General features: G+C 67.6%; 22 protein-coding genes. 9 read left to right on the forward strand and 13 right to left on the reverse strand.

Annotated elements, in window-relative coordinates:
* Nucleotides 1–89: 89 nt before the first annotated feature.
* The 4 genes from dbpA to VPA02S_RS12735 form a co-directional block, all read right to left on the reverse strand.
* Nucleotides 90–1,520 (reverse strand): ATP-dependent RNA helicase DbpA, encoded by a 1,431-nt coding sequence (gene dbpA, locus VPA02S_RS12720; protein ID WP_062363949.1) that lies wholly within the window; start codon nt 1,518–1,520, stop codon nt 90–92.
* A gap of 88 nt (nt 1,521–1,608) precedes the next feature.
* The gene (infA, locus tag VPA02S_RS12725; RefSeq protein ID WP_015867950.1) at nt 1,609–1,881 is read right to left on the reverse strand and encodes a translation initiation factor IF-1; all 273 of its coding nucleotides are present in this window, start codon (nt 1,879–1,881) and stop codon (nt 1,609–1,611) included.
* 61 nt (nt 1,882–1,942) lie between these two features.
* The gene (locus VPA02S_RS12730; protein ID WP_015867949.1) at nt 1,943–2,203 is read right to left on the reverse strand and encodes a hypothetical protein; all 261 of its coding nucleotides are present in this window, start codon (nt 2,201–2,203) and stop codon (nt 1,943–1,945) included.
* 388 nt (nt 2,204–2,591) lie between these two features.
* A complete protein-coding gene (locus VPA02S_RS12735; protein WP_062363951.1) occupies nt 2,592–3,647 on the reverse strand; it encodes a sugar phosphate isomerase/epimerase family protein in 1,056 nt (351 codons plus the stop codon).
* Between the two features lie 128 nt (nt 3,648–3,775).
* Between VPA02S_RS12735 and VPA02S_RS12740 the strand changes: the two genes are divergently transcribed.
* Nucleotides 3,776–4,663 carry a gamma-glutamyl-gamma-aminobutyrate hydrolase family protein gene (locus tag VPA02S_RS12740; RefSeq protein ID WP_062363953.1) on the forward strand — a complete coding sequence of 296 codons (888 nt, stop codon included), beginning with the start codon at nt 3,776–3,778 and terminating at the stop codon, nt 4,661–4,663.
* Between the two features lie 13 nt (nt 4,664–4,676).
* Here VPA02S_RS12740 and VPA02S_RS12745 read toward each other — a convergent pair whose 3' ends face one another.
* The 3 genes from VPA02S_RS12745 to VPA02S_RS12755 all read right to left on the reverse strand — a co-directional run bounded on the left by VPA02S_RS12745 (nt 4,677) and on the right by VPA02S_RS12755 (nt 6,825).
* Entirely contained in the window at nt 4,677–4,859 is a 183-nt protein-coding gene (locus tag VPA02S_RS12745) for a hypothetical protein (protein ID WP_018903485.1), read from the reverse strand.
* A gap of 115 nt (nt 4,860–4,974) precedes the next feature.
* Nucleotides 4,975–5,847 carry an N-formylglutamate amidohydrolase gene (locus VPA02S_RS12750; protein ID WP_062363955.1) on the reverse strand — a complete coding sequence of 291 codons (873 nt, stop codon included), beginning with the start codon at nt 5,845–5,847 and terminating at the stop codon, nt 4,975–4,977.
* Between the two features lie 12 nt (nt 5,848–5,859).
* Nucleotides 5,860–6,825 carry a tripartite tricarboxylate transporter substrate binding protein BugE gene (locus VPA02S_RS12755; RefSeq protein ID WP_018903487.1) on the reverse strand — a complete coding sequence of 322 codons (966 nt, stop codon included), beginning with the start codon at nt 6,823–6,825 and terminating at the stop codon, nt 5,860–5,862.
* Between the two features lie 112 nt (nt 6,826–6,937).
* On the opposite strand from VPA02S_RS12755, the gene VPA02S_RS12760 reads away from it, so the two are divergent.
* Complete coding sequence (locus tag VPA02S_RS12760) at nt 6,938–7,867, forward strand: LysR substrate-binding domain-containing protein (protein WP_015867943.1); 930 nt, start codon at nt 6,938–6,940, stop codon at nt 7,865–7,867.
* Between the two features lie 19 nt (nt 7,868–7,886).
* Here VPA02S_RS12760 and VPA02S_RS12765 read toward each other — a convergent pair whose 3' ends face one another.
* Both VPA02S_RS12765 and VPA02S_RS12770 read right to left on the reverse strand, forming a co-directional pair.
* Nucleotides 7,887–8,885: a tripartite tricarboxylate transporter substrate binding protein gene (locus VPA02S_RS12765; protein WP_062363957.1), complete on the reverse strand. Its 999-nt coding sequence runs from the start codon at nt 8,883–8,885 to the stop codon at nt 7,887–7,889.
* Nucleotides 8,882–11,824, reverse strand: a complete 2,943-nt coding sequence (locus tag VPA02S_RS12770) for a DNA topoisomerase III (RefSeq protein ID WP_062363959.1) — start codon at nt 11,822–11,824, stop codon at nt 8,882–8,884. Before VPA02S_RS12770 ends, VPA02S_RS12765 begins: the two co-directional genes overlap by 4 nt.
* A 182-nt stretch (nt 11,825–12,006) precedes the next feature.
* On the opposite strand from VPA02S_RS12770, the gene VPA02S_RS12775 reads away from it, so the two are divergent.
* Genes VPA02S_RS12775 through VPA02S_RS12785 form a run of 3 tightly spaced genes read left to right on the forward strand, consistent with a single transcriptional unit; the run spans nt 12,007 to nt 13,669 of the window.
* Nucleotides 12,007–12,639: an SET domain-containing protein gene (locus VPA02S_RS12775; RefSeq protein ID WP_062363961.1), complete on the forward strand. Its 633-nt coding sequence runs from the start codon at nt 12,007–12,009 to the stop codon at nt 12,637–12,639.
* 2 nt (nt 12,640–12,641) lie between these two features.
* Nucleotides 12,642–13,469 carry a biotin--[acetyl-CoA-carboxylase] ligase gene (locus tag VPA02S_RS12780; RefSeq protein ID WP_018903492.1) on the forward strand — a complete coding sequence of 276 codons (828 nt, stop codon included), beginning with the start codon at nt 12,642–12,644 and terminating at the stop codon, nt 13,467–13,469.
* Between the two features lie 11 nt (nt 13,470–13,480).
* Nucleotides 13,481–13,669 (forward strand): hypothetical protein, encoded by a 189-nt coding sequence (locus tag VPA02S_RS12785; protein WP_015867938.1) that lies wholly within the window; start codon nt 13,481–13,483, stop codon nt 13,667–13,669.
* 21 nt (nt 13,670–13,690) lie between these two features.
* On the opposite strand, the gene VPA02S_RS12790 is transcribed toward VPA02S_RS12785, so the two are convergent.
* From VPA02S_RS12790 to VPA02S_RS12800, 3 genes are all read right to left on the reverse strand, one after another.
* Nucleotides 13,691–15,136, reverse strand: a complete 1,446-nt coding sequence (locus VPA02S_RS12790) for a sensor histidine kinase (protein ID WP_015867937.1) — start codon at nt 15,134–15,136, stop codon at nt 13,691–13,693.
* A 45-nt stretch (nt 15,137–15,181) separates the two neighbouring features.
* Nucleotides 15,182–15,853, reverse strand: coding sequence for a response regulator (locus VPA02S_RS12795; RefSeq protein WP_015867936.1), 672 nt, complete (start codon nt 15,851–15,853; stop codon nt 15,182–15,184).
* Nucleotides 15,854–15,918: 65 nt separating this feature from the next.
* Complete coding sequence (locus tag VPA02S_RS12800; RefSeq protein ID WP_018903493.1) at nt 15,919–16,404, reverse strand: MarR family winged helix-turn-helix transcriptional regulator; 486 nt, start codon at nt 16,402–16,404, stop codon at nt 15,919–15,921.
* A gap of 145 nt (nt 16,405–16,549) precedes the next feature.
* Between VPA02S_RS12800 and recA the strand changes: the two genes are divergently transcribed.
* Nucleotides 16,550–17,668, forward strand: coding sequence for a recombinase RecA (gene recA / locus VPA02S_RS12805; RefSeq protein ID WP_062363963.1), 1,119 nt, complete (start codon nt 16,550–16,552; stop codon nt 17,666–17,668).
* 27 nt (nt 17,669–17,695) lie between these two features.
* Nucleotides 17,696–18,148 (forward strand): recombination regulator RecX, encoded by a 453-nt coding sequence (gene recX, locus VPA02S_RS12810; RefSeq protein WP_062363965.1) that lies wholly within the window; start codon nt 17,696–17,698, stop codon nt 18,146–18,148.
* Between the two features lie 48 nt (nt 18,149–18,196).
* Here recX and argC read toward each other — a convergent pair whose 3' ends face one another.
* Entirely contained in the window at nt 18,197–19,120 is a 924-nt protein-coding gene (gene argC / locus VPA02S_RS12815) for an N-acetyl-gamma-glutamyl-phosphate reductase (RefSeq protein WP_015867932.1), read from the reverse strand.
* A 206-nt stretch (nt 19,121–19,326) separates the two neighbouring features.
* Between argC and sucC the strand changes: the two genes are divergently transcribed.
* Nucleotides 19,327–20,493, forward strand: coding sequence for an ADP-forming succinate--CoA ligase subunit beta (sucC, locus tag VPA02S_RS12820; protein WP_015867931.1), 1,167 nt, complete (start codon nt 19,327–19,329; stop codon nt 20,491–20,493).
* Nucleotides 20,494–20,503: 10 nt separating this feature from the next.
* Nucleotides 20,504–21,397, forward strand: a complete 894-nt coding sequence (sucD, locus tag VPA02S_RS12825; protein ID WP_015867930.1) for a succinate--CoA ligase subunit alpha — start codon at nt 20,504–20,506, stop codon at nt 21,395–21,397.
* The last annotated feature ends 84 nt before the right edge of the window (nt 21,398–21,481 follow it).

Below are 21,481 nucleotides of genomic sequence, written 5' to 3' on the forward strand. Positions count from 1 at the left end.
GGTAAAAAAGTGATGTTCGAGGCTCAATTAGGCCACAGCGGGGATTTTGCCTGCCGGAAGCCGAAGCAACCGGCACGGCGGGGTGACTTTCAGAGCTCCAGCAGGCGCACCTTCACGCTCTTGCCCTTCACGCGGCCGCTCGAGAGCTTGCGCGCCGCTTCGGCCGCAATGCCGCGCTCCACGGCCACGTAGGTCGAGAACTCGTTGACGTTGATCTTGCCGACCTGGTCCTTGGCGTAGCCGCAGTCGCCGGTGAGCGCGCCCAGCACGTCGCCGGCGCGGATCTTCTCCTTGCGCCCGCCCACGATCTGCAAGGTGGCCATGGGCGGCGCGAGCGGCGCGCCCTGGGCCGGCGTGAGCTCGGCCAGCGGGTGCCATTCGGATTCGCGGCCCTGCAGCTGCTCGATCTTGCCGACGCTGCCCATCTCGTCCATGCTCGCCAGGTTCAGCGCGAGGCCCTCGGCGCCGCCCTGCTGGCCCACGCGGCCGGTGCGGCCGATGCGGTGGATGTGGATTTCGGCGTCGGGCGTCACGTCGACGTTGATCACGGCTTCGAGCTGCGCAATGTCGAGCCCGCGCGCCGCCACGTCGGTCGCCACCAGCACCGAGCAGCTGCGGTTGGCAAACTGCACCAGCACCTGGTCGCGCTCGCGCTGCTCCAGTTCGCCGAAGAGGGCCAGCGCGCTGAAGCCCTGGCCCTGCAGCACTTCGACGAGGTCGCGGCACTGCTGCTTGGTGTTGCAGAAGGCCAGCGTGCTCACGGGGCGGAAATGGTCGAGCAAAAGGCTCACGGTATGCAGCCGTTCGCTTTCCTTCACCTGGTACCAGCGCTGGCGGATCTTGCTGCCTTCATGCTGCGCCTGCACCGTGATCTGCTCGGGGCTCTTCATGAACTGCTGCGCGAGCTTGGCGATGCCTTCGGGGTAGGTGGCCGAGAACAGCAGCGTCTGGCGCTCCTTGGGGCACTGGCGCGCCACCTTCACGATGTCGTCGAAGAAGCCCATGTCCAGCATGCGGTCGGCTTCGTCGAGCACCAGCGTGTTGAGCGCCTCGAGGTTCAGGTTCTCGCGCTCCAGGTGGTCCATGATGCGGCCCGGCGTGCCCACCACGATGTGCGCGCCGTGCTCCAGGCTCGCGATCTGCCCGCGCAGCGCAACGCCGCCGCAGAGCGTGACCACCTTGATGTTCTCTTCCGCGCGCGCCAGGCGGCGGATTTCGGTCGTGACCTGGTCGGCCAGTTCGCGCGTGGGGCACAGCACCATCGCCTGGATGGCGAAGCGGCGCGGGTTCAGGTTGGAGAGCAGCGCGAGGGCAAAGGCGGCGGTCTTGCCGCTGCCGGTCTTGGCCTGCGCGATCAGATCCTTGCCGAGCAGCGCCGGCGGCAGCGCGGCCGCCTGGATCGCCGTCATCTGCGTGTAGCCCAGCTGCGTGAGGTTGGCCAGCATCTGGGGCGAGAGCGCCAGCGTGGCAAAGCCGTTGCCGGCTGGCGGGCCGCCGGCGGTGGAAGGGGATGTGGTCATCGTTTTGCAGCCGGGCGGCCGCAACAAAAACAAAGGCCTTGCCAAGCGCCCGCGCGGGGCGCTTGCAAGGCCCTTCGTCCGTCGCGGATCAGCGGCGAGGTGCGTTGTTGTTGCCGGAGTTGGTCGGCGGCGGGCCGCGGCGCTCCAGGTGGCGGAAGGTGATACGGCCCTTGGTCAGGTCGTAGGGCGAGAGTTCGAGCGACACCTTGTCACCCGCCAGGATGCGGATGTGGTGCTTGCGCATCTTGCCGCCGCTGTAGGCGATCAGCTGATGGCCGTTGTCGAGCGTCACGCGGTAGCGCGAGTCGGGCAGGACTTCGGTCACTGCGCCGTTCATTTCGATCAGTTCTTCCTTGGGCATGTGTGATTACCTCTGAATTCTCGTTCGATGTGTGTTGGAGATGAAGATGGGCGTAATTGTTTCAGCCCGCGCACGGCAAAGCGAGCGGCGCGCTGCGGGGGTGGCGTTCGCGCACCCAGCCGAGCCCCTGGGCGACGGCATAGCGTGCCGCGGCGGCATGGCTGGCAAAGCGCGGCGTGAAACGCATGACGCGGTCGTGCATGCCGCTGCCCCGGCCGGAGCGGATCGAGACGGATGCGGCGAAATTGCCGTCGTCCTGGTGGCGGATGAGCGGAGAAACAAGGTACTTGCCCACCGCGATACTGTGTTGAATGATGTCCATGAAGCCTTGGCACCCTGCGCGGAAAGTGTGCGCAAGATGCCGGAAAAATAATTGAAAACGGGCGTGGGCCGGCCGGAATGGCGCGGCGGACGCGCTATTCGCTTCAACAAGAACGAAGGCAGTGGTGGCAATCATGGGCGCCCGGTCTGGCGCTCCAACACACTGTGAAGCCGGCTTGGGGGAAAGAGGCCTGAAAAATCCAAGGGACAGTGCAGGTCAGCCGGCGGAGTGACGAAAAGTGCTTCGTCGTGGTATCGAAACGAACCCGGCATTATAGCCCGCGGGGCATGACAGTTGCTTGTCTTAAAAACAACGCCTTGGCGAATTCGGCATCAAACACCCGCCGGCCAAGTGTTTGATGCTATCAAAAATATAGCTCAAAAGCGCCTCAGCCGATCCCCAGCATCCGCTTGTTGGCGGCCACGTCCACGCCGCCCGCCGCAAAATCGTCAAAAGCCCGCTCCGCCACCCGGATGATGTGGTCGGCAATGAAGGCCGCGCCCTCGCGCGCGCCGTCCTCGGGCTGCTTGATGCAGCACTCCCATTCGAGCACCGCCCAGCCCGGGAAGTCGTACTGCGCCATCTTCGAGAAGATGGCGCCGAAATCGACCTGCCCGTCGCCCAGCGAGCGGAAGCGCCCCGCGCGGTTGATCCAGCTCTGGAAGCCGCCGTAGACGCCCTGCTTGCCGGTCGGGTTGAACTCGGCATCCTTCACGTGGAAGATCTTGATGCGCTCGTGGTAGTGGTCGATGTACGCCAGGTAATCGAGCTGCTGCAGCATGAAGTGGCTCGGGTCGTACAGGAGGCAGGCACGCGGGTGGTTGTCCACGCGCTCCAGGAACATCTCGTAGCTCACGCCGTCGTGCAGGTCTTCGCCCGGGTGGATCTCGTAGCCCACGTCCACGCCCGCCGCGTCGAAGGCATCGAGGATCGGGCGCCAGCGGCGCGCGAGCTCGTCGAAGGCCTCCTCGATGAGTCCCGGCGGGCGCGGCGGCCACGAATAGAGGTACGGCCAGGCGAGCGCGCCCGAGAAGGTGGCATGCGCCGTGAGCCCCAGGTTGGCCGAGGCCTTCGCGGCGAAGTGCAGCTGCTCCACCGCCCACTGCTGGCGCCGCACCGGATCGCCGCGCACCTCGGGCGCCGCGAAGCCGTCGAAGCCCGCGTCGTAGGCCGGATGCACCGCGACCAGCTGGCCCTGGAGGTGGGTCGACAGCTCGGTGATCTCCAGGCCGTGCGCGGCCAGCGTGCCCTTGACCTCGTCGCAGTAGGTCCTGCTCTCGGCGGCCTTCTTCAGGTCGAACAGGCGCGCGTCCCAGCTCGGGATCTGCACGCCCTTGTAGCCCAGCCCGGCGGCCCAGCCGGCAATGGCGTCGAGCGAGTTGAACGGGGCTTCGTCCCCGGCGAACTGGGCCAGGAATATGGCCGGGCCCTGGATCGTTTTCATGGCTTGTCTTCCTTCTTGGTCGTGGCGGCGTTGAAAGCATACTTTGGCGTGTCGTCCGACCCCGTGCGAGAGGCCAAAGCGCCACAATGGACTTTCCTTTTCGCACAGCACGCCCTGCTCGTCCCGCGATGCCGCAACCCGTTTCCGCCCGGCTGAAGATCGGCTTGTCCGCCTGCTTTTCCCACGCCGATCCGGCGCGTTCGCTCTTCACCAACAAGACGCTGCAGTACGTCGAGCAGTCCATTGCGCACTGGCTCATGTCGGCCGGTGCCATGGTGGTGATGGTGCCCTGCCCCACGGGCGAAACCGCGCGCGGCGACACCAAGCTCTCGCACTATGCCGAATGGCTCGACGGCGTGGTGATGCACGGCGGCGCCGACGTCTGGCCCGGCAGCTACGGCGAGGTGCCGCTCAAGGACGCCTGGGTGGGCGACCGCATCCGCGACCTGTACGACCTGGCGCTGGTCGAGGCCTTCGAGCAGGCCGGCAAGCCCATCTTCGGCGTCTGCCGCGGGCTGCAGCTGATCAATGTGGCCTTCGGCGGCACGCTCTACCAGGACATCGAGGCGCAGCACGAGCACCCCGAAACCGTGCGGCACCGCGACCCGGTGACCTACGACCAGAACTTCCATCAGATCGAGATCGTCGAGGGCACGCGCCTGGCCAAGCTCTACCCCGAGGTCAAGACCGCCAAGGTCAACAGCATCCACCACCAGGGCGTGAAAGACCTCGCGCCGGGTTTCGAGATCGAGGCCTGGAGCCTGCCCGACCGCGTGCCCGAGGCCATCCGCCGCCGCGCCGACAGGGGCCGCAGCTACATCGCCGCCACGCAGTGGCACCCTGAATTCCACAAATACGGCAGCACCGAGACGGTCGACGACACGCCGATCCTGCACGACTTTCTGTGGGCCTGCGCCACCGCGAAGGTGGCGCCGCGCACCCTGCCGGATGCCGGGCACGGCCGCATCCGCGACCGCGCGGCGCGGGTGCTGCGCCAGGCGCTGCTGCGGCGCTGACGCCCCGGCCGGCTTAGCGCCGCTCGGAACGGTTCGTGCTGCCGCTGACGCCCGCGTCGATGGTGCCGAACACCGTCACGCCGCTGCCCGACGACGCGGCGGCGCGGTCGCCGCTGCCGGCCGAGCCCGTGCCGGCACAGCCCGCCGCCAGGGCGCCCATCGCGATGGCAAGAACAGCTGCAAGGAATGGCTTCACGTCAAACTCCAGGCGAAGATGAAAAGACTGGCGGCCACTATAGGCCGCGCGCCTTCGCGCCCTGCCGCAACACACGCGCCGGCGGCAGGGTTGTTGTTGTTGTTGTTGTTGTCGGTCAGCGCGGATCGGTGGCCAGCAGCATCGCCACCATCGACTGCAGGTCCTGCCGCAGCCGCGCCGCGCCGGCCTCGTCGAGCGCCAGCGTGGCCTCGTCCATGTAGAGCTTGCGGTTGACCTCCACCTGGATGCTGTGCCGGTGCTCGGCCGGCCGGCCATGCCGGCGCACCAGTTCCACGCCCTTGTAGGGATGGTTGTAGTCCACGCTGTAGCCGCGCGCGCGCAGGTGCGCGCAGATCCTTTGCGACAGCGCCGGGTCGGCGGTGCTGCCGTCGCGGTCGCCGATCACGAAGTCCGCATGCACGAGGCCCGGAAAATCGGTGGCATGGCTGCCCGCCACCGCCGGCATCGAGTGGCAGTTGATGTGGATGCTGTAGCCGTGCCGCGCATGCGCCGCGTCGATGGCCTCGGCCACCGCCGCATGGTAGGGCCGCCAGCAGCTGTCGATGCGCGCGCGCACCTCGTCCACAGTGAGCAGCCGGTCGTAGATCGGCAGGCCCTCGTCGGTGAGCTTCCAGACCAGGCCCTTGCCGAGCCGCACCTTGGCCAGCACGCGCGGGTCGGCCGACAGGGGCCCGGTCCACGGGCCGTCGAGCAGCGCGGTGTCCAGCTCGGTGGTGTCGCGGTTGGCGTCCAGGTAGCTGCGCGGAAAGTGCGCCTCGATCCATGCCGCGCCCATTTCGGGCGCAAAGGCATAGAGCTTCTCGACGTGCGTGTCCTCGGCCCGGCGCAGCGTGGCCAGGTCGCAGGCGGGCCGGAAGTCCTCGGGGTAGACGGTGCCGCTGTGCGGTGAATCGAGCACCAGCGGCGTGTGCCCGGCGACGCTGGTCACCTGGGCGCGGGTTTGGATGAGCTTCAGAACAGGATGCATAGGCAGGCGGGATCAGTCCAATCGGATGCGCGCGAAGGCGGCGACTTTTTTCATCTTCTCGATCTCGCTGTCGATCTGCTTGGCAAATTCGGCCGGCGTGGTGCCCGAGGCGTACAGCCCCTGCAGCGCCAGGCGCTCGCGCACCGTGCTGTCCTTCAGCGCCGTGGCCACCGCCTGCTGCATGCGCAGCGCGATGTCGGCCGGCGTGCCGGCGGGCGCCACGAGTCCGAACCACGACGGATCGTTGTTGGCCGGGTAGCCGAGCTCGCGGTAGGTCGGCACTTCGGGCAGCACGTCGAGCCGGCTGCTCCAGGACACGGCCAGCGCCTTCAGCTTGCCTGCCTTCACGTGCGGCAGCGACGAGGCCACCTGGTCGAAATACACCGGCACCTCGCCCGCGAGCACGTCGTTGATGGCCGGGCCCGCACCGCGATAGGGGATGTGCACCATCGAGGTTCCGGTGCTGCTCTTGAAGAGTTCGCCCCACATGTGGCCGATGGTGCCGTTGCCCGGCGACGCGTACGACACCTTGCCCGGATTGGCCTTCAGGTACTTCACGAGTTCCGCGAAGCTCTGCACCGGCAGCACCCGCGGGTTGATGACGACCACGCCCGGCGCCTTCACCAGCTCGGTCACGGCCACGAAGCCCTTGAGCGGGTCATAAGGCAGCTTCTGGTAGACGGCCGGGTTCACGCCGTGCGTGGAGAGCGTGGCCACGCCAAAGGCGAGGCCGTCCGGTGCGGAGCGGGCCACCTCGGCCATGCCGATGGAGCCGCCGGCACCGGCGCGGTTGTCGATGACCACGGGCTGCTGGAGGATCTTGGCCAGCGGCTCCGACAGCACGCGCGCCGTGATGTCGGTGGCGCCGCCGGGCGGGAAGGGCACGATCATGCGGATCGGCTTGCCTTGCTGGGCAAAGGATATTCCAGGCGCGACAGAAACAGCGGCCAGGGCGGAAAGAAGATGACGACGTTGCATGGGGGTTTCTCCAATGAGACGGAAGTAATGAAGCAAAAGTTGCTGCGTTACTTGAAGCAAAGGATAGACCAGCTAACATTCTGATCTGGAATGTTTTAATGGGCATCCAGCCATGTCGCTCCGCCGCCTCAACCCGCCGCTGAACCTGCTGCGCGCCTTTTCCACGGTGGTGCGCTTCGGCGGCGTCTCGCGCGCCGCCGAGGCGCTGCATCTCACGCAGGGCGCGGTCAGCAAGCAGGTGCAGGAGCTGGAGCGCTGGATCGGCGTGCCGCTGTTCGAGCGCAGCCGCAAGCGCCTGGCGCTCACGCCCGCGGGCGAGCGCTACGAAAAAGCCGTGCGCGCCCTGCTCGCGCAGCTGGAGGCGGCCACGCTGGAATTCATCACCAGCGGCGACGGCGGCGGCGCGCTGCACCTGTCCACCCTGCCCACCTTCGGCGCCAAGTGGCTGATTCCGCGCCTGCCCGACTTCCAGCGCCTGCATCCCCAGATCACGCTGCATTTCGTGCCCTTCGTGCATGGCTACGACTTCGAGCGCCCCGAGCTCGACTGCGCCATCCTCTTCGGCGACGGCCACTGGCCCGGCGCGCGCTCGCACTACCTGGCCGGGCGGGACGTGGCGCTGATCGCGCCGCGTGCGGGCCTGGCCGAAGCCGCCATCCGCACGCCGCAGGACGTGGCGCGCTGCACCCTGCTGCGCCACGTCACCGTGCCGCAGTCGTGGCTGCAATGGAGCGAGGCGCATGGCGTGCGCGGGCTCGATCCGCTCGCCGGCCCGCAGTTCGACCAGTTCCAGACCATGATCCGCGCGGTGATGGTGGGCATGGGCGTGGCGCTGGTGCCGCGCTGCCTGGTGCAGGACGAGATCGCCTCGGGGCTGGTGGACGAGCCGCTGCCGGGCGGCGGCTACCGCGGCGACCAGGGCTACTGGTTCTGCTACCCCGAGGGCCGCGGCCAGCTGGCCACGCTCGACCACTTCCGCCGCTGGCTGCTGGCGGATGCCGACCGCAGCGCGGAGGAGCAGGCGCCGCCGGCCCTTGCCTGACCGGCGCGCGAAAGAAGAACTACTCGGGCTTGGCGCCCGAGGCCTTCACCGCGCCGCCCCAGCGCTGGATCTCGTTCGCCACGAAGCGGTCGAACTCGGCGCCCGTGGTGGGCGCGGGCTCGGAGCCGCGGTCGCGGATGAAGCGCGCCATCTGCTCGCTCTTGAGGATGTCGGTCACTTCCTGGTTCAGCCGCGCCGTGATCTCGGGCGGCGTGCCGCGCGGCGCCATCAGGCCGAGCCAGCCCACGGCCTCGAAGTCCCTGGTGCCGGCCACGCCGCTTTCGCGCACGGTGGGCACGTCGGGCAGCTGGGAGGAGCGCTTGGCCGAGGTCACCGCCAGCGCCACCGCCCTGCCCGACTTGATGTGCGGCAGCGCGGCCGTCACCGAGTCGACCATCAGCGGAATCTGGTTGCCCAGGAAGTCCGACTGCGCCGGCCCGCTGCCGCGGTACGGAATGTGGGTGATGAAGACGCGCGCGGCCGACTTGAACATCTCGCCCGACAGGTGCTGCGTGCCGCCGATGCCGGCGCTCGCATAGCTCAGCCGGCCCGGTTCGGCCTTGGCGCGCGCCGCCAGGTCGGCCATGCTGCGGATGCCGCTTTCGGGCGTGGCCAGGAACACCAGCGGCACCGTGGCGATCAGCGAGATGCCCACCAGGTCCTTGCGCGGGTCGAAGCCCGGCTTGGCGTAGAGCGTCTGGTTCACCGCCATCGCGCTGCCGGCCACCACCAGCGTGTAGCCGTCGGCCGGCGCGCGCACCACGAACTCGGTGCCGATGTTGCTGCCGGCACCGGCCTTGTTGTCGACGATCACCGGCTGGCCCAGCCGCTTGCCGAGCTGCTCGGCGAGTGCGCGCGCGAAGATGTCGGTGGCCTGCCCGGGCGGGAACGGCACCACCAGCTTCACGGGCCGGTCGGGCCACGCGGCGGCCTGCGCGAGGCCGGCCGTGCCGGCAAGCAGCAGGGCCGCCGCACCAGCCGCCAGCCCGGTAGCGAAATGCCTGCGCCCCGCCCTCATGGCGCCGACAGGTGCTTGCCCACGATGCCCGCGAGCTCGAACATCGTCACCTGGTCCTTGCCGAACACCGGCTTGAGCTTGGCATCGGCATTGATCGCGCGCTTGTTGGCCGCGTCCTGCAGGCCGTTGGCCTTGATGTAGTCCCAGAGCTTCTTGATGACCTCGGTGCGCGCCACCGGTTCGGCGCCGATCACCGCGGCCAGCGAGTCGCTGGGCTTGAGGCCCGCGCCCGGCTTGCGCGGCGCGGCAGCCTTCTTCGCGGCCGGTGCCTTCTTGGCGGCGGGCGTCTTCTTGGCCGCCACCTTCTTGGCCGCCGCGGTCTTGCCCGCCGGCGCGGCCTTGCCGAAGGTCTTGCGCGGCGGGAACTTGCTGCCGCCTTCGCGCGGCGCGAATTCGAAGGTCACCTTGCCCTCCTCGGCGTTCCAGGTCAGGAAGGCCTTGAAGGCGCGGCGCGTGCGCATGCTCACGAACTTGTCGAGCAGGTCGGTCTTGCCCGTGGCCAGCAGCTTTTCCATCTGCGCGCGCTCCACCGGCTGCTGCAGGATGATCTTGCCGGTCTTGAAGGTGCAGCTGGGCGTCGGCTGCGCAGTGGTGGGCACCGACTTCTCGCAGACGTAGTTGCTGCCGTGCTCGAACACCGGCGCGCCGCAGATCGGACACGGGCCCACCGTGTCCTGCTCGCTGAAATCGACGATCTCGCCGGTGTCGGCGTTCTTGTCGTCGCCGAAGTCGAACTCCAGCTTCCAGTTCTTCGCCTCTTCGTCGTACTTGAGGACGATCTCGGACGTGAAGGGCCAGCCGGCCTTGGAGCGGAAGCCTTCCAGCGGGCCGATGTGCTTGTCGCGCAGCAGCACTTCCGCCTCGGCCACCTCGAAGGTGCGCCCCGCCGGCGACTTGCCGAACGAGAAGCCGCAGGGTTCCTGCCCGGCCTTGCCGGTGCAGCTGTAGCGGCGGTAGTTTTCCTTCACCACGCCGCCGCAGTTGGGGCATGGCGTCGACAGCGTCGTGTAGTCGCCCGGCACGGTGTCGCGGTCGTATTCCTTGGCCTTCTTGACGATGTGCTGCGTCATCTCGGCGATCTCGCGCATGAAGGCGTCGCGGCTCAGCGCACCTTTTTCCATCTGCGCGAGCTTGTATTCCCACTCGCCCGTGAGCTCGGCCTTGGAGAGTTCCTCCACGCCCAGGCCGCGCAGCAGCGTCATGAGCTGGAAGGCCTTGGCCGTGGGGATCAGCTCGCGGCCTTCGCGCAGCATGTATTTTTCGGTGATCAGGCCTTCGATGGTGGCCGCGCGCGTGGCTGGCGTGCCCAGGCCCTTCTCCTGCATCGCTTCGCGCAGTTCGTCGTCGTCGATGGTCTTGCCGGCGCCCTCCATCGCGCCCAGCAGCGTGGCTTCCGAATAGCGCGCGGGCGGCCGGGTCTTCAGTGCCTTGAGGTCGGCCGACTCGGTCTTCACCGTTTCGCCCGGCTTCACGACCACCAGGTTCTTGCCGTCCTTCTCGTCGTCGTCGCTGATCGCTTCCTTGCCCCAGATCGCGAGCCAGCCCGGCTTGACCAGCACCTTGCCGTCGCTGCGGAACGGGTATTTTTTGCCATTGGTCTCGACCGTGCTGATGCGCGTGGTCACCTGGAATTCGGCGCTCGGGAAGAACACCGACATGAAGCGGCGCACCACGAAGTCGTAGAGCTTCTGCTCGGCGTCGGAAAGGCCGCTCGGCGCCTGCAGCGTGGGGATGATGGCGAAGTGATCCGACACCTTGGCGTTGTCGAAGATGCGCTTGTTCGGCTTGACGTAGCTGCCGTCGACCGCCTGCTGCGCGAAGGGCGCCAAGTGCTTCATGCCGCTCTCGGCGAGCATCTTCATGGTGTCCTTGACCACCGGCAGGTAGTCCTCGGGCAGTGCGCGCGAGTCGGTCCGCGGATAGGTCAGCGCCTTGTGGCGCTCGTACAGGCTCTGCGCCAGCGCCAGCGTGGTCTTGGCCGAGAAGCCGAAGCGGCCGTTGGCCTCGCGCTGCAGCGAGGTCAGGTCGAACAGCATCGGCGAGGCCTGGGTGGTGGGCTTGCTTTCCTCGGTGACGCTGGCGGGCTTGCCGCGCGCCGCATCGGCGATCTCGCGCGCCTCGCGCTCGCTCCACACGCGGTCGGCGCGGATCTCGGCGTCGGCCGTGCCGTCGGGGCCCGGCGGCGGCTTCTTGAAGTTGGCGTCGAACCACTTGCCCGGGTACTGGCCGGCCTCGGCCTGGAACACGCCGTGGATTTCCCAGTAGTCGCGGCTCACGAACTTGCGGATCTTCTCCTCCCGCTCGACCACCACCGACAGCGTGGGCGTCTGCACGCGGCCCACGGTCGTCAGGAAGAAGCCGCCGTCGCGCGAATTGAAGGCGGTCATGGCGCGCGTGCCGTTGATGCCCACCAGCCAGTCGGCCTCGGAGCGCGAGCGCGCGGCATCGGCCAGACCCTGCATCTGCTTTTCGGTGCGCAGCGCGTCGAAGCCGTCGCGGATGGCCTGCGGCGTCATCGACTGCAGCCACAGGCGCTTCACGGGCTTGTTCAGGCCGGTCTTGCCGCCCGCGTACTGCTCGATCAGGCGGAAGATCAGCTCGCCCTCGCGGCCCGCGTCGCAGGCGTTGATGAGCTGCGTCACGTCCTTGCGCTTGGCCTGCTTGACCACGGCGTTCAGGCGCGTCTTGGTCTTGTCGACCGGCTTCAGGTCGAAATGCGGCGGAATCACCGGCAGGTTCGCGAAGCTCCACTTGCCCCGCTTGACGTCGAACTCCTCGGGCGCCTGGATTTCGACCAGGTGGCCGACCGCGCTGGTTACCACGTAGCTGTCGTTCTCGAAATGCTCATCATGCTTCTCGAACTTGCCGGCCACGGGCGTGAGTGCACGGACGATGTCCTGTGCCACCGACGGCTTTTCTGCGATTACCAAGGTCTTCATCAACAAATTCCTAAAAGAGTTCTCAGGCCGCCGCCGAGCCGCCTCAAGGCGGCCTGCGGCCCCCTCGGGGGGCAGCGACGACACGCAGTGCGGGAGCGTGGGGGCCACATACAATCTGCGGCTTCCCGCGTGCGCACGCGCACACGCGCATGTGTGCATATTCAACCTAACAGACTTCGGCGATGCCTTCCAAATCCCCACAATTCGCCGGCCGCCGCATCCAGATGCGGCGCTCGGATGTCCACGGCAACGGCGTGTTCGCCGTGGACGACCTGGCCGAGGGCGAAACGCTGATCGAATACAAGGGCGAAGTCATCAGCTGGAAAGAGGCGCTGCGCCGCCACCCGCACGACCCGGCCCAGCCGAACCACACCTTCTACTTCCACATCGACGACGGGCGCGTGATCGACGGCAACGTCAAGGGCAACGACGCGCGCTGGATCAACCATTCGTGCGAGCCGAACTGCGAGGCCGACGAGATCGATGGGCGCGTTTATATCAAGGCGCTGCGCAACATCGCTGCAGGAGAAGAGCTCAACTACGACTACGGCCTGATCATCGACGAGCCCTACACGCCGAAGCTGCTGTCCGAGTTTCCCTGCTGGTGCGGTTCCGAGAATTGCCGCGGCACGCTGCTGACGCCCAAGGACGAAGACGAAGAAAAGAAAAAGAAGAAAAAGGCCAGGAAGAAGGCCGAAAAGAAAAAGGCCGAGAAAAAGGAAGCCAGGAAGGCGGACAAGAAAGCCGAAAAAAAAGCTGAAAAGAAGTCGGAAGAAAAGAAGTCCAAGAAGGCCGACGGAGCCGCCAAGGGCTGAGCATGATGGGTACCCAGGCCGCCTGGCTCGAAGACCGGATCGCTGCGGCGGTGGCGCCGCTCTTGCCCGGCTTCGCGGTCGAGGCGGTGGCCGAGATCGACTCCACCAATACCGAACTGATGCGCCGCGCGCGCGCCGGACGTGTCGAACCGGTGCTGCTGGTGGCCGAGCGCCAGACGGCCGGCCGCGGCCGCCTCGGCCGGCCCTGGCAGAGCGCGCAGCAGGGCGAAGAACAAGGCGCCGCCTCCCTCACCTTCTCGCTGGGCCTGCCGCTCGCGCCGCGCGACTGGGCCGGCCTCTCGCTGGCCGTGGGCGTGAGCGTGGCGGAAAGCCTCGATCCCACGGGCGCGGCCAAGGTCGCGCTCAAGTGGCCCAACGACCTGTGGGTGGAGGACCGCAAGCTGGCCGGCATCCTGATCGAAACCGCCATGCCGCATGCGGGCCGCGCCGATGCGCCGGCCCCGCCGCGCTACCTGGTGATCGGCATCGGCATCAACATCGGCCCGCGCGAGGGCGATGGCATGCGCACCCCGCCGGCCTGGCTGCGCCAGTGGCGCCCCGATGCCACCGCGCCGCAGGTGCTGGCCGAGCTGGCCGCGCCGCTGGTGCGCAGCGTGCAGGCCTTCGAGGCCGAGGGCTTCGGGCCGTTTGCCGAGCGCTTTGCCGCGCGCGACGCCTTGCGCGGGCGGCAAGTCCAGCTCAGCGACGGCAGCTTCGGCCTGTGCGAGGGCGTGGCCTGGGGCGGCGAGCTCCAGGTGCGCACCGCCGGCGGGCTGCAGCTGGTCTCGAGCGACGAAGTCAGCGTGCGCCCGAGCGGCATGGCGTTCTGAGGCCAGCCACCATGAAACTGCGCCTGGTGCTGATGGCCCTGCTCGCCGCCAACCTGGGCTACTGGCTGTGGTCGCGCGGCGACCTGGCCGGCTTCGGCCTCACGCCCGCCGGCTTCAACGAGCGCGAGCCGCAGCGCCTCGCGCGCCAGGTGCATCCCGAGTGGCTCCAGATCCGCAAGGACGCCAAGGGCACGCCCTGACGACCCCGCCGCCGCGTCTCGTCAGGCCGCGGCTTCTTCGCCCTCGAAGCGCACCGTGAAGCGCGCCCCCGGCGGCTGCCGGCCCGGATGCGCGTCTTCCAGCTTCACCTGCGCATGGTGCTGGTTGGCGATCTCGCGCACGATCGGCAGGCCCAGCCCCGAGCCGTCGGCCTCGTTGCCGAGCACGCGGTAGAACGGCTCGAACACCAGTTCGCGGTCGGACTCCGCAATGCCCGGCCCGTTGTCCTCCACCTGCAGCAGCACCACGTGGCCGAACGGGTCGGCCAGCACGCGCGCGGTGATCACGCCGGGCCGCTCGGCGGTCGAGGGCGTGTAGTTGATCGCGTTGTCGAGCAGGTTGCGCACCAGCTCCTTGAGCAGGGTCTGGTTGCCTTCGATCACCACGCCGGGCGCGCCCGCCTCGGCGCCGTCGTAGCCCAGGTCGATGCGCTTCTCGATCGCGCGCGGCACCGCTTCGCGCACCACCTCGATGGTGAGCCGCGCCAGGTCGCAGGCCTGGCGGCCGGTGCCGGCGCCGGTGCTTTCGGCGCGCGCGAGCGAGAGCAGCTGGTTCACCGTGTGGGTGGCGCGCACGCTGGCGCGGCCGATCTGCTTGAGCGACTGCTTGAGCTCGTCGGCATTGGCGCCCTCGCGCTGCGCCAGGTCGGCCTGCATGCGCAGGCCCGCGAGCGGCGTCTTGAGCTGGTGCGCCGCATCGGCCAGGAAGCGCTTTTGCGTGTGGATCGAATCGTTGAGCTTGTCGAGCAGCTCGTTGACCGACGACACCAGCGGCACCACTTCGAGCGGAACCGACGACTCGTCCAGCGGGCTCAGGTCGCCCGGGCGGCGCTCGCGGATGCGCGCCTCCACCACCGACAGCGGCTTGATGCCGCGCACCAGCGCCAGCCAGATCAGCAGCACGGCCAGCGGCAGGATCGCGAACTGCGGCAGCAGCACGCCCTTGATGATCTCGGTGGCCAGCACCGACTGCTTCTCGCGCGTCTCGGCCACCTGCAGCAGCGCCGGCTCCGCGTCGCTGTCGGGGCCCGCGAGCCAGAGCGAGGCCACGCGCACCGACTTGCCGCGCATCTCGCCGTTGCGGAGCGTGACCACGCCGGGAACCGGGGGCTCATCGGAGTTGGGATGCGGCACGTCGGGCTCGCCGCTGAGCAGCGCGCCGTGGCTGTCGAGCACCTGGTAATAGACGCGGTCGGCGCCGTCGGCCCGCAGGATCTCGCGCGCCGGCTGCGGCAGCACGAACTGCGTCTGCCCCTGCTGCACCGTGACCAGCCGCGCCAGCGTCTGCACGTTGTATTCGAGCGCGCGGTCGAAGGGCGCATTGGCAATGCCCTGCGCCACCAGCCAGGTCACGCCGATGCTCACCGGCACCAGCAGCAGGAGCGGCGTGAGCATCCAGTCGAGGATCTCGCCGAACAGGGAGCGCTGCGCGCGCTGGAAGAGTTTCAAGGCAGTTGCCCCCGGGGGTCTTCGGGCACTACGCGTGGCGGCGCGTCAAGGAATCTTCTCGAGGCAGTAGCCGAGGCCTCGGACCGTTGCAATGCGCACCGGGCCTTTCTCGATCTTCTTGCGCAGCCGGTGGATGTAGACCTCGATCGCGTTCAGGCTCACTTCCTCGCCCCATTCGCACAGGCGCTCCACCAGCTGGTCCTTGCTGACCAGGCGGCCGGCGCGCTGCAGCAGCACCTCCAGCAGGCCCAGCTCGCGCGCCGAGAGCTCGACCATCTTGCCGTCGATGGTGGCCACCCGGCCGGCCTGGTCGTACACCAGCGGGCCGTGGCGGATCGTGTTGCTGGTGGCGCCCATGCCGCGCCGCGTGAGCGCCCGCACGCGCGCCTCGAGCTCCTGCAGGCTGAAGGGCTTGGCCATGTAGTCGTCGGCGCCGTGGTCCAGGCCCTTGACGCGTTCCTCCACGCTGTCGGCCGCGGTGAGCACCAGCACCGGCAGCTGCGAGCCGCGTGCGCGCAGCCGCTTCAGGATCTCGATGCCGTGCAGGTTGGGCAGCCCCAGGTCGAGGATCAGCAGGTCGAACTCGCTGTGCGTCATGAGCGCGGTGTCGGCCTGCGATCCGTTCGCCACGTGGTCGACCGCCGCGCCCGAGGTGCGCAGGCTGCGCAGCAGGGCATCGGCCAGCACCTGGTCGTCTTCCGCAATCAGAATCCGCATGAGCCACCTCCGGCCGGTTCGGGCGCCGCACTGGCGCCGCGTTCACATATGTCTCTTTGCCGAGTCTAGCCCGCCGTGTAGGCCTCGAGTCCGATGGTTACCACGGTGGCAATGTCGTTGCCCACGCTCGCGCGGAACTCGCGCTCGGCCTGCGTCACGGCGCCGCGGAAGGCGTCGAGCCAGGCCAGGCCGTCGGTGGTGAAGAGCACGCGCCGCGCCCGCGCATCGAGCGGATCGGGCCCGCGCGTGACCAGGCCCCAGGCCTCGCATTGGTCCACCAGCGCGCCCATCGCCTGCTTGGTCATGCCGGCGCGCTGCGCGAGCTCGGTCAGGCGCGAGCCCTCGCGCGCCAGGTGCCGCGTGATGTGGATGTGCGCCGCGCTCACCTGCGCGCGCGCCGCAAGGTTCGACAGCGCCAGCGGCACGTTCACGTCATGCGCCATGAGTTCGAGCACGCGCTCGTCGAAGCGGCGCATCGCATGGCCCAGCAGGCGGCCCAGGTGGGTCTGGCGCCAGGCGTCCGGGTCGGTCGGAAAAGCGGATTCGGCCATCGGCAGATGGTAAAGCAAACTGACCAAAAAATGGGTTTACTCAAACCAATCAGCCCCTACACTACTGTTCAAGCATCCAGCCTGTGATTAAAAGCAGATGGACCGCATCCACACACAAACCGTTGATTTTCAAGGAGATTTCTTCATGGACGCACTCGTCAAGGGCACCAGCATCTCGGTCGCAGGCAGCGAAAAAGCCAAGGCCCTGCAGGCCGCACTGGCCCAGATCGAAAAGCAGTTCGGCAAGGGCACGATCATGCGGCTCGGCGAGGGCGAGGCACTCGAAGACGTCCAGGTGGTCTCCACCGGCTCGCTCGGCCTGGACATCGCGCTGGGCGTCGGCGGCCTGCCGCGCGGCCGCGTCATCGAAATCTACGGCCCGGAATCCTCGGGCAAGACCACGCTCACGCTGCAGGTCATCGCCCAGATGCAGAAGCAGGCCGGCACCTGCGCCTTCGTCGACGCCGAACACGCGCTCGACGTGCAGTACGCCCAGAAGCTCGGCGTGAACCTGTCCGACCTGCTCATCAGCCAGCCCGACACCGGCGAGCAGGCCCTCGAAATCGTCGATTCGCTGGTGCGCTCGGGCGCCGTCGACCTGATCGTGGTCGACTCGGTCGCCGCGCTCACGCCCAAGGCCGAAATCGAAGGCGAAATGGGCGACTCGCTGCCCGGCCTGCAGGCCCGCCTGATGAGCCAGGCGCTGCGCAAGCTCACCGCCACCATCAAGAAGACCAACTGCATGGTCATCTTCATCAACCAGATCCGCATGAAGATCGGCGTGATGTTCGGCTCGCCCGAAACCACCACCGGCGGCAATGCGCTGAAGTTCTACGCCTCGGTGCGGCTGGACATCCGCCGCATCGGCACCATCAAGAAGGGCGACGAGGCCATCGGCAACGAAACCAAGGTCAAGGTGGTGAAGAACAAGGTCTCGCCTCCGTTCAAGACGGCCGAGTTCGACATCCTGTTCGGCGAAGGCATCAGCCGCGAAGGCGAGATCATCGACATGGGCGTGAACGCCAAGATCCTCGACAAGTCGGGTGCCTGGTACGCCTACAACGGCGAAAAGATCGGCCAGGGCCGCGACAACGCCCGCGAGTTCCTGCGCGAGAACCCCGAACTCTCGCGCGAGATCGAGAACAAGGTGCGCGAATCGCTGGGCATTCCCCTGCTGGCGGCCGATGCCAACGCTCCCGCCCCCGAAAAGGCCGAGAAGCCGGCGAAGGCGCCCAAGGCCGACAAAGCCGACAAGGGCGAGTAAGCCGGCGAGCACGCACGGAGGCAGCGCATGGCTTTCGGCGCCCCCTCCCTCAAAGGCCGCGCACTGCGGCTCCTGAGCCAGCGCGAGCATTCGCGCGCGGAACTGGAGCGCAAGCTGGCCAGGCACGAAGAAGCACCCGGCGAACTGGCCCGCGCGCTCGACGAGCTGGCCGCCAAGGACTTCATCAGCGAGCCGCGCGTGGTGGCCTCGGTGCTGAACCAGCGCGCCGCCCGCTCGGGCGCGCTGCGGGTGCGGCAGGAGCTGCAGGCCAAGGGCATTGCGCCCGAGGCCATTGCACAGGCCGTGGCCAGCCTTCAGGACACCGAGGTGGAGCGCGCCACGGCCCTGTGGCGCCGCCGCTTCGACGCACCGCCCGCCGATGCGAAGGAGCGCGCCAGGCAAACGCGCTTCCTGCTGGCGCGCGGCTTTGCGGGCGCGGTGGTGGCCAAGGTGCTGCGGAGTGATTTCGACGAAGACTGACGGCCGGGCGCGGCCCCGGCCTGCCAGGAAGGGCTCAGCCGCGGGCGCTCAGAGCGCCAGCATCAGCTTCAGGTTCTGCACCGCGGCGCCGCTTGCGCCCTTGCCCAGGTTGTCCAGGCGCGCAATCACCACGGCGTGGCGGTGGTCCTCGTTCGGGAACACGCGAATTTCGAGATTGTTGGTGTCGTTGAGCGCCAGCGCGTCGAGCTTGCCGTCATCGGTGGGCGGCAGCACCTTCACGAACTGCTCGGGCGTGTTGCTCTTGGCGTAGTGCGCGGCCAGGGCCTCTTGCAGGTCGCCGGCCTTCGGCTTGCCGGGCAGCAGGTCGAGGTGCAGCGGCAGCTGCACCAGCATGCCCTGCTTGAAATTGCCCACCGAAGGAATGAAGACCGGCCGGCGCGTGAGGCCGGTGTACTTCATGATTTCAGGAATGTGCTTGTGCTTGAGGCCGAGCGCGTAGGTCTCGAAAAGCGGCGCCTTGCCGTTCTCGTAGTCCTCGATCATGGCCCGGCCGCCGCCCGAATAGCCGCTCACCGAAGGCAGCGAGATCGGAAAGTCGGCCGGCAGCAGGCCGGCGTCGACCAGCGGACGCACCATGGCGATGGCGCCGGTGGCATAGCAGCCCGGGTTGCCGACGCGGTCGGCCGCGGCCACGGCCTGCCAGTGGCCGGCCGCCAGTTCGGGAAAGCCGAACACCCAGCCGGGCGCCACGCGGTGCGCGGTGGAGGCGTCGATGATCTTGGGCTTCTTGCCGGGCAGCTGGTCGATCAGCGCGACCGATTCGCGCGCTGCATCGTCGTGCAGGCACAGCACCACCAGGTCGACGCCGGCCATCAGCTCGCGCTTGGCGGCCACGTCTTTTCGCAGCTCGGGCGCAATGCTCACGAGTTCGATCTGCGGCATCGTCTGGAGCCGCTCGCGGATTTGCAAGCCGGTGGTGCCGGCTTCGCCGTCGATGAAAACCTTGGCCATATCGGAGTATGCGTAGAGGGGCTAGAAGAAAGTACGTATTGACCGCAAGGCCACGTCGAGTATTGGTGCGCCGCACCATGATACAGTCCGCGGTTGTTCGCCGCCCCCAGCCGTCAGGCTGCCGTCGCCCGCGAGCAACAGAGCCAAAGACGCCTCAGACCCCAGATCCCCCGTTCTCAACCTCCTCCTTCCGAGAGACATCCCTCATGAAGATTCACGAGTACCAAGGCAAGGAAATCCTTGCCAAGTTCGGCGTGCCGGTGCCGCGCGGCATTCCGGCCTATACGGTTCAGGAGGCGGTCGAGGCCGCCCAGAAACTTGGAGGCCCGGTGTGGGTCGTCAAGGCCCAGATCCACGCGGGTGGCCGCGGCAAGGGCGGCGGCGTCAAGGTCGCCAAGTCCATCGAGGACGTCAAGAAGCTCGCCGGCGAGATCCTCGGCATGCAGCTCAAGACCCACCAGACCGGCCCCGAAGGCCAGAAGGTGCGCCGCCTCTACATCGAAGATGGCGCCGACATCAACAAGGAATACTACGTCTCGGCCGTGACCGACCGCGCCACGCAGAAGGTCGCGTTCATCGCCTCCAGCGAAGGCGGCATGGACATCGAGGAAGTGGCCCACTCCTCGCCCGAGAAGATCATCACCGTGTTCGCGGACCCCGAAAAGGGCCTGACCGACGAGCAGGCCAAGCAGATCGCCGACGGCATCGGCATGCCGGCCGATTCCACCGCCCAGACGGTCGACATCCTCAAGAAGCTCTACACCTGCTACATGGAGACGGACGCCTCGCTGGTCGAGATCAACCCGCTCAACCGTGACAGCAAGGGCAAGGTCATGGCGCTGGACGCCAAGTTCAACTTCGACAGCAACGCGCTGTTCCGCCACCCCGAAATCGTGGCCCTGCGCGACCTCGACGAAGAAGACGCGGCCGAAGTCGAAGCCTCCAAGTTCGACCTCGCCTACATCAGCCTGGACGGCAACATCGGCTGCCTGGTGAACGGTGCCGGCCTGGCCATGGCCACCATGGACACCATCAAGCTGTTCGGCGGCGAGCCGGCCAACTTCCTGGACGTGGGCGGCGGCGCCACCCCCGAGAAGGTCACCGAAGCCTTCAAGATCATGCTGAAGAACAAGAACGTGGAAGCCATCCTCGTGAACATCTTCGGCGGCATCATGAAGTGCGACACCATCGCCACCGGCGTGATCGCAGCCTGCAAGGCCGTGAACCTGCAAGTGCCGCTGGTCGTGCGCATGAAGGGCACCAACGAAGTCGAAGGCAAGAAGCTGCTGGCCGATTCGGGCCTGCCGATCATCAGCGCCGACACCATGGCGGACGCGGCCCAGAAGGTCGTCGCAGCAGTCAAGAAGGCCTAAGGAACAAGTCATGTCGATCTACATCAACAAAGACACCAAAGTCATCACGCAAGGCATCACCGGCAAGACCGGCCAGTTCCACACCGAGAAGTGCCAGGAATACGCGAACGGCAAGAACTGCTTCGTCGCGGGCGTGAACCCCAAGAAGGCCGGCGAGTCGATCTTCAACATCCCGATCTTCGGTTCGGTGAAGGAAGCCGCTTCGCAGACCGGCGCCACCGTGTCGGTGATCTACGTGCCGCCGGCAGGCGCAGCCGCTGCCATCTGGGAAGCCGTCGAGGCCGACCTGGACCTGGCGATCTGCATCACCGAAGGCATCCCGGTTCGCGACATGCTCGAAGTGCGCAACAAGATGAAGGCCAAGGAAGCGGCCGGCGGCAAGAAGACCCTGCTGCTGGGCCCCAACTGCCCCGGCCTCATCACGCCCGACGAAATCAAGATCGGCATCATGCCTGGCCACATCCACCGCAAGGGCCGCATCGGCGTGGTCTCGCGCTCGGGCACGCTCACGTATGAAGCCGTGGCGCAGCTGACCGAAATCGGCCTGGGCCAATCGTCGGCAGTCGGCATCGGCGGCGACCCGATCAACGGCCTCAAGCACATCGACGTGATGAAGGCCTTCAACGACGATCCCGACACCGACGCCGTCATCATGATCGGCGAAATCGGCGGCCCCGACGAAGCCGACGCGGCCCGCTGGTGCAAGGAACACATGAAGAAGCCGGTGGTCGGCTTCATCGCCGGCGTCACCGCCCCTCCCGGCAAGCGCATGGGCCACGCCGGCGCGCTGATCTCGGGCGGTGCCGACACGGCCGATGCCAAGCTCGCCATCATGGAAGAGTGCGGCTTCACCGTGACGCGCAACTTCTCGGAACTGGCAAAACTGCTCAAGGCCCAGCTCTAAACAAGCCCCCGGCAGTTCTCCGCGCAACCACGCAAAAAGAAAAAGCGCCCGCAATCTGGATTGCGGGCGCTTTTTTCACTACAA

The organism is Variovorax paradoxus NBRC 15149, assembly GCF_001591365.1.
Classification (GTDB): Bacteria; Pseudomonadota; Gammaproteobacteria; order Burkholderiales; family Burkholderiaceae_C; genus Variovorax; species Variovorax paradoxus.

What these genes read in the sequence shown, in the direction of transcription:
- dbpA (WP_062363949.1), bottom strand. Translation starts at nt 1,520, where the DNA reads ATGACCACATCCCCTTCCACCGCCGGCGGCCCGCCAGCCGGCAACGGC.
- infA (WP_015867950.1), bottom strand. Translation starts at nt 1,881, where the DNA reads ATGCCCAAGGAAGAACTGATCGAAATGAACGGCGCAGTGACCGAAGTC.
- VPA02S_RS12730 (WP_015867949.1), bottom strand. Translation starts at nt 2,203, where the DNA reads ATGGACATCATTCAACACAGTATCGCGGTGGGCAAGTACCTTGTTTCT.
- VPA02S_RS12735 (WP_062363951.1), bottom strand. Translation starts at nt 3,647, where the DNA reads ATGAAAACGATCCAGGGCCCGGCCATATTCCTGGCCCAGTTCGCCGGG.
- VPA02S_RS12740 (WP_062363953.1), top strand. Translation starts at nt 3,776, where the DNA reads ATGCCGCAACCCGTTTCCGCCCGGCTGAAGATCGGCTTGTCCGCCTGC.
- VPA02S_RS12750 (WP_062363955.1), bottom strand. Translation starts at nt 5,847, where the DNA reads ATGCATCCTGTTCTGAAGCTCATCCAAACCCGCGCCCAGGTGACCAGC.
- VPA02S_RS12755 (WP_018903487.1), bottom strand. Translation starts at nt 6,825, where the DNA reads ATGCAACGTCGTCATCTTCTTTCCGCCCTGGCCGCTGTTTCTGTCGCG.
- VPA02S_RS12760 (WP_015867943.1), top strand. Translation starts at nt 6,938, where the DNA reads ATGTCGCTCCGCCGCCTCAACCCGCCGCTGAACCTGCTGCGCGCCTTT.
- VPA02S_RS12765 (WP_062363957.1), bottom strand. Translation starts at nt 8,885, where the DNA reads ATGAGGGCGGGGCGCAGGCATTTCGCTACCGGGCTGGCGGCTGGTGCG.
- VPA02S_RS12770 (WP_062363959.1), bottom strand. Translation starts at nt 11,824, where the DNA reads ATGAAGACCTTGGTAATCGCAGAAAAGCCGTCGGTGGCACAGGACATC.
- VPA02S_RS12775 (WP_062363961.1), top strand. Translation starts at nt 12,007, where the DNA reads ATGCCTTCCAAATCCCCACAATTCGCCGGCCGCCGCATCCAGATGCGG.
- VPA02S_RS12780 (WP_018903492.1), top strand. Translation starts at nt 12,642, where the DNA reads ATGATGGGTACCCAGGCCGCCTGGCTCGAAGACCGGATCGCTGCGGCG.
- VPA02S_RS12785 (WP_015867938.1), top strand. Translation starts at nt 13,481, where the DNA reads ATGAAACTGCGCCTGGTGCTGATGGCCCTGCTCGCCGCCAACCTGGGC.
- VPA02S_RS12795 (WP_015867936.1), bottom strand. Translation starts at nt 15,853, where the DNA reads ATGCGGATTCTGATTGCGGAAGACGACCAGGTGCTGGCCGATGCCCTG.
- VPA02S_RS12800 (WP_018903493.1), bottom strand. Translation starts at nt 16,404, where the DNA reads ATGGCCGAATCCGCTTTTCCGACCGACCCGGACGCCTGGCGCCAGACC.
- recA (WP_062363963.1), top strand. Translation starts at nt 16,550, where the DNA reads ATGGACGCACTCGTCAAGGGCACCAGCATCTCGGTCGCAGGCAGCGAA.
- recX (WP_062363965.1), top strand. Translation starts at nt 17,696, where the DNA reads ATGGCTTTCGGCGCCCCCTCCCTCAAAGGCCGCGCACTGCGGCTCCTG.
- argC (WP_015867932.1), bottom strand. Translation starts at nt 19,120, where the DNA reads ATGGCCAAGGTTTTCATCGACGGCGAAGCCGGCACCACCGGCTTGCAA.
- sucC (WP_015867931.1), top strand. Translation starts at nt 19,327, where the DNA reads ATGAAGATTCACGAGTACCAAGGCAAGGAAATCCTTGCCAAGTTCGGC.
- sucD (WP_015867930.1), top strand. Translation starts at nt 20,504, where the DNA reads ATGTCGATCTACATCAACAAAGACACCAAAGTCATCACGCAAGGCATC.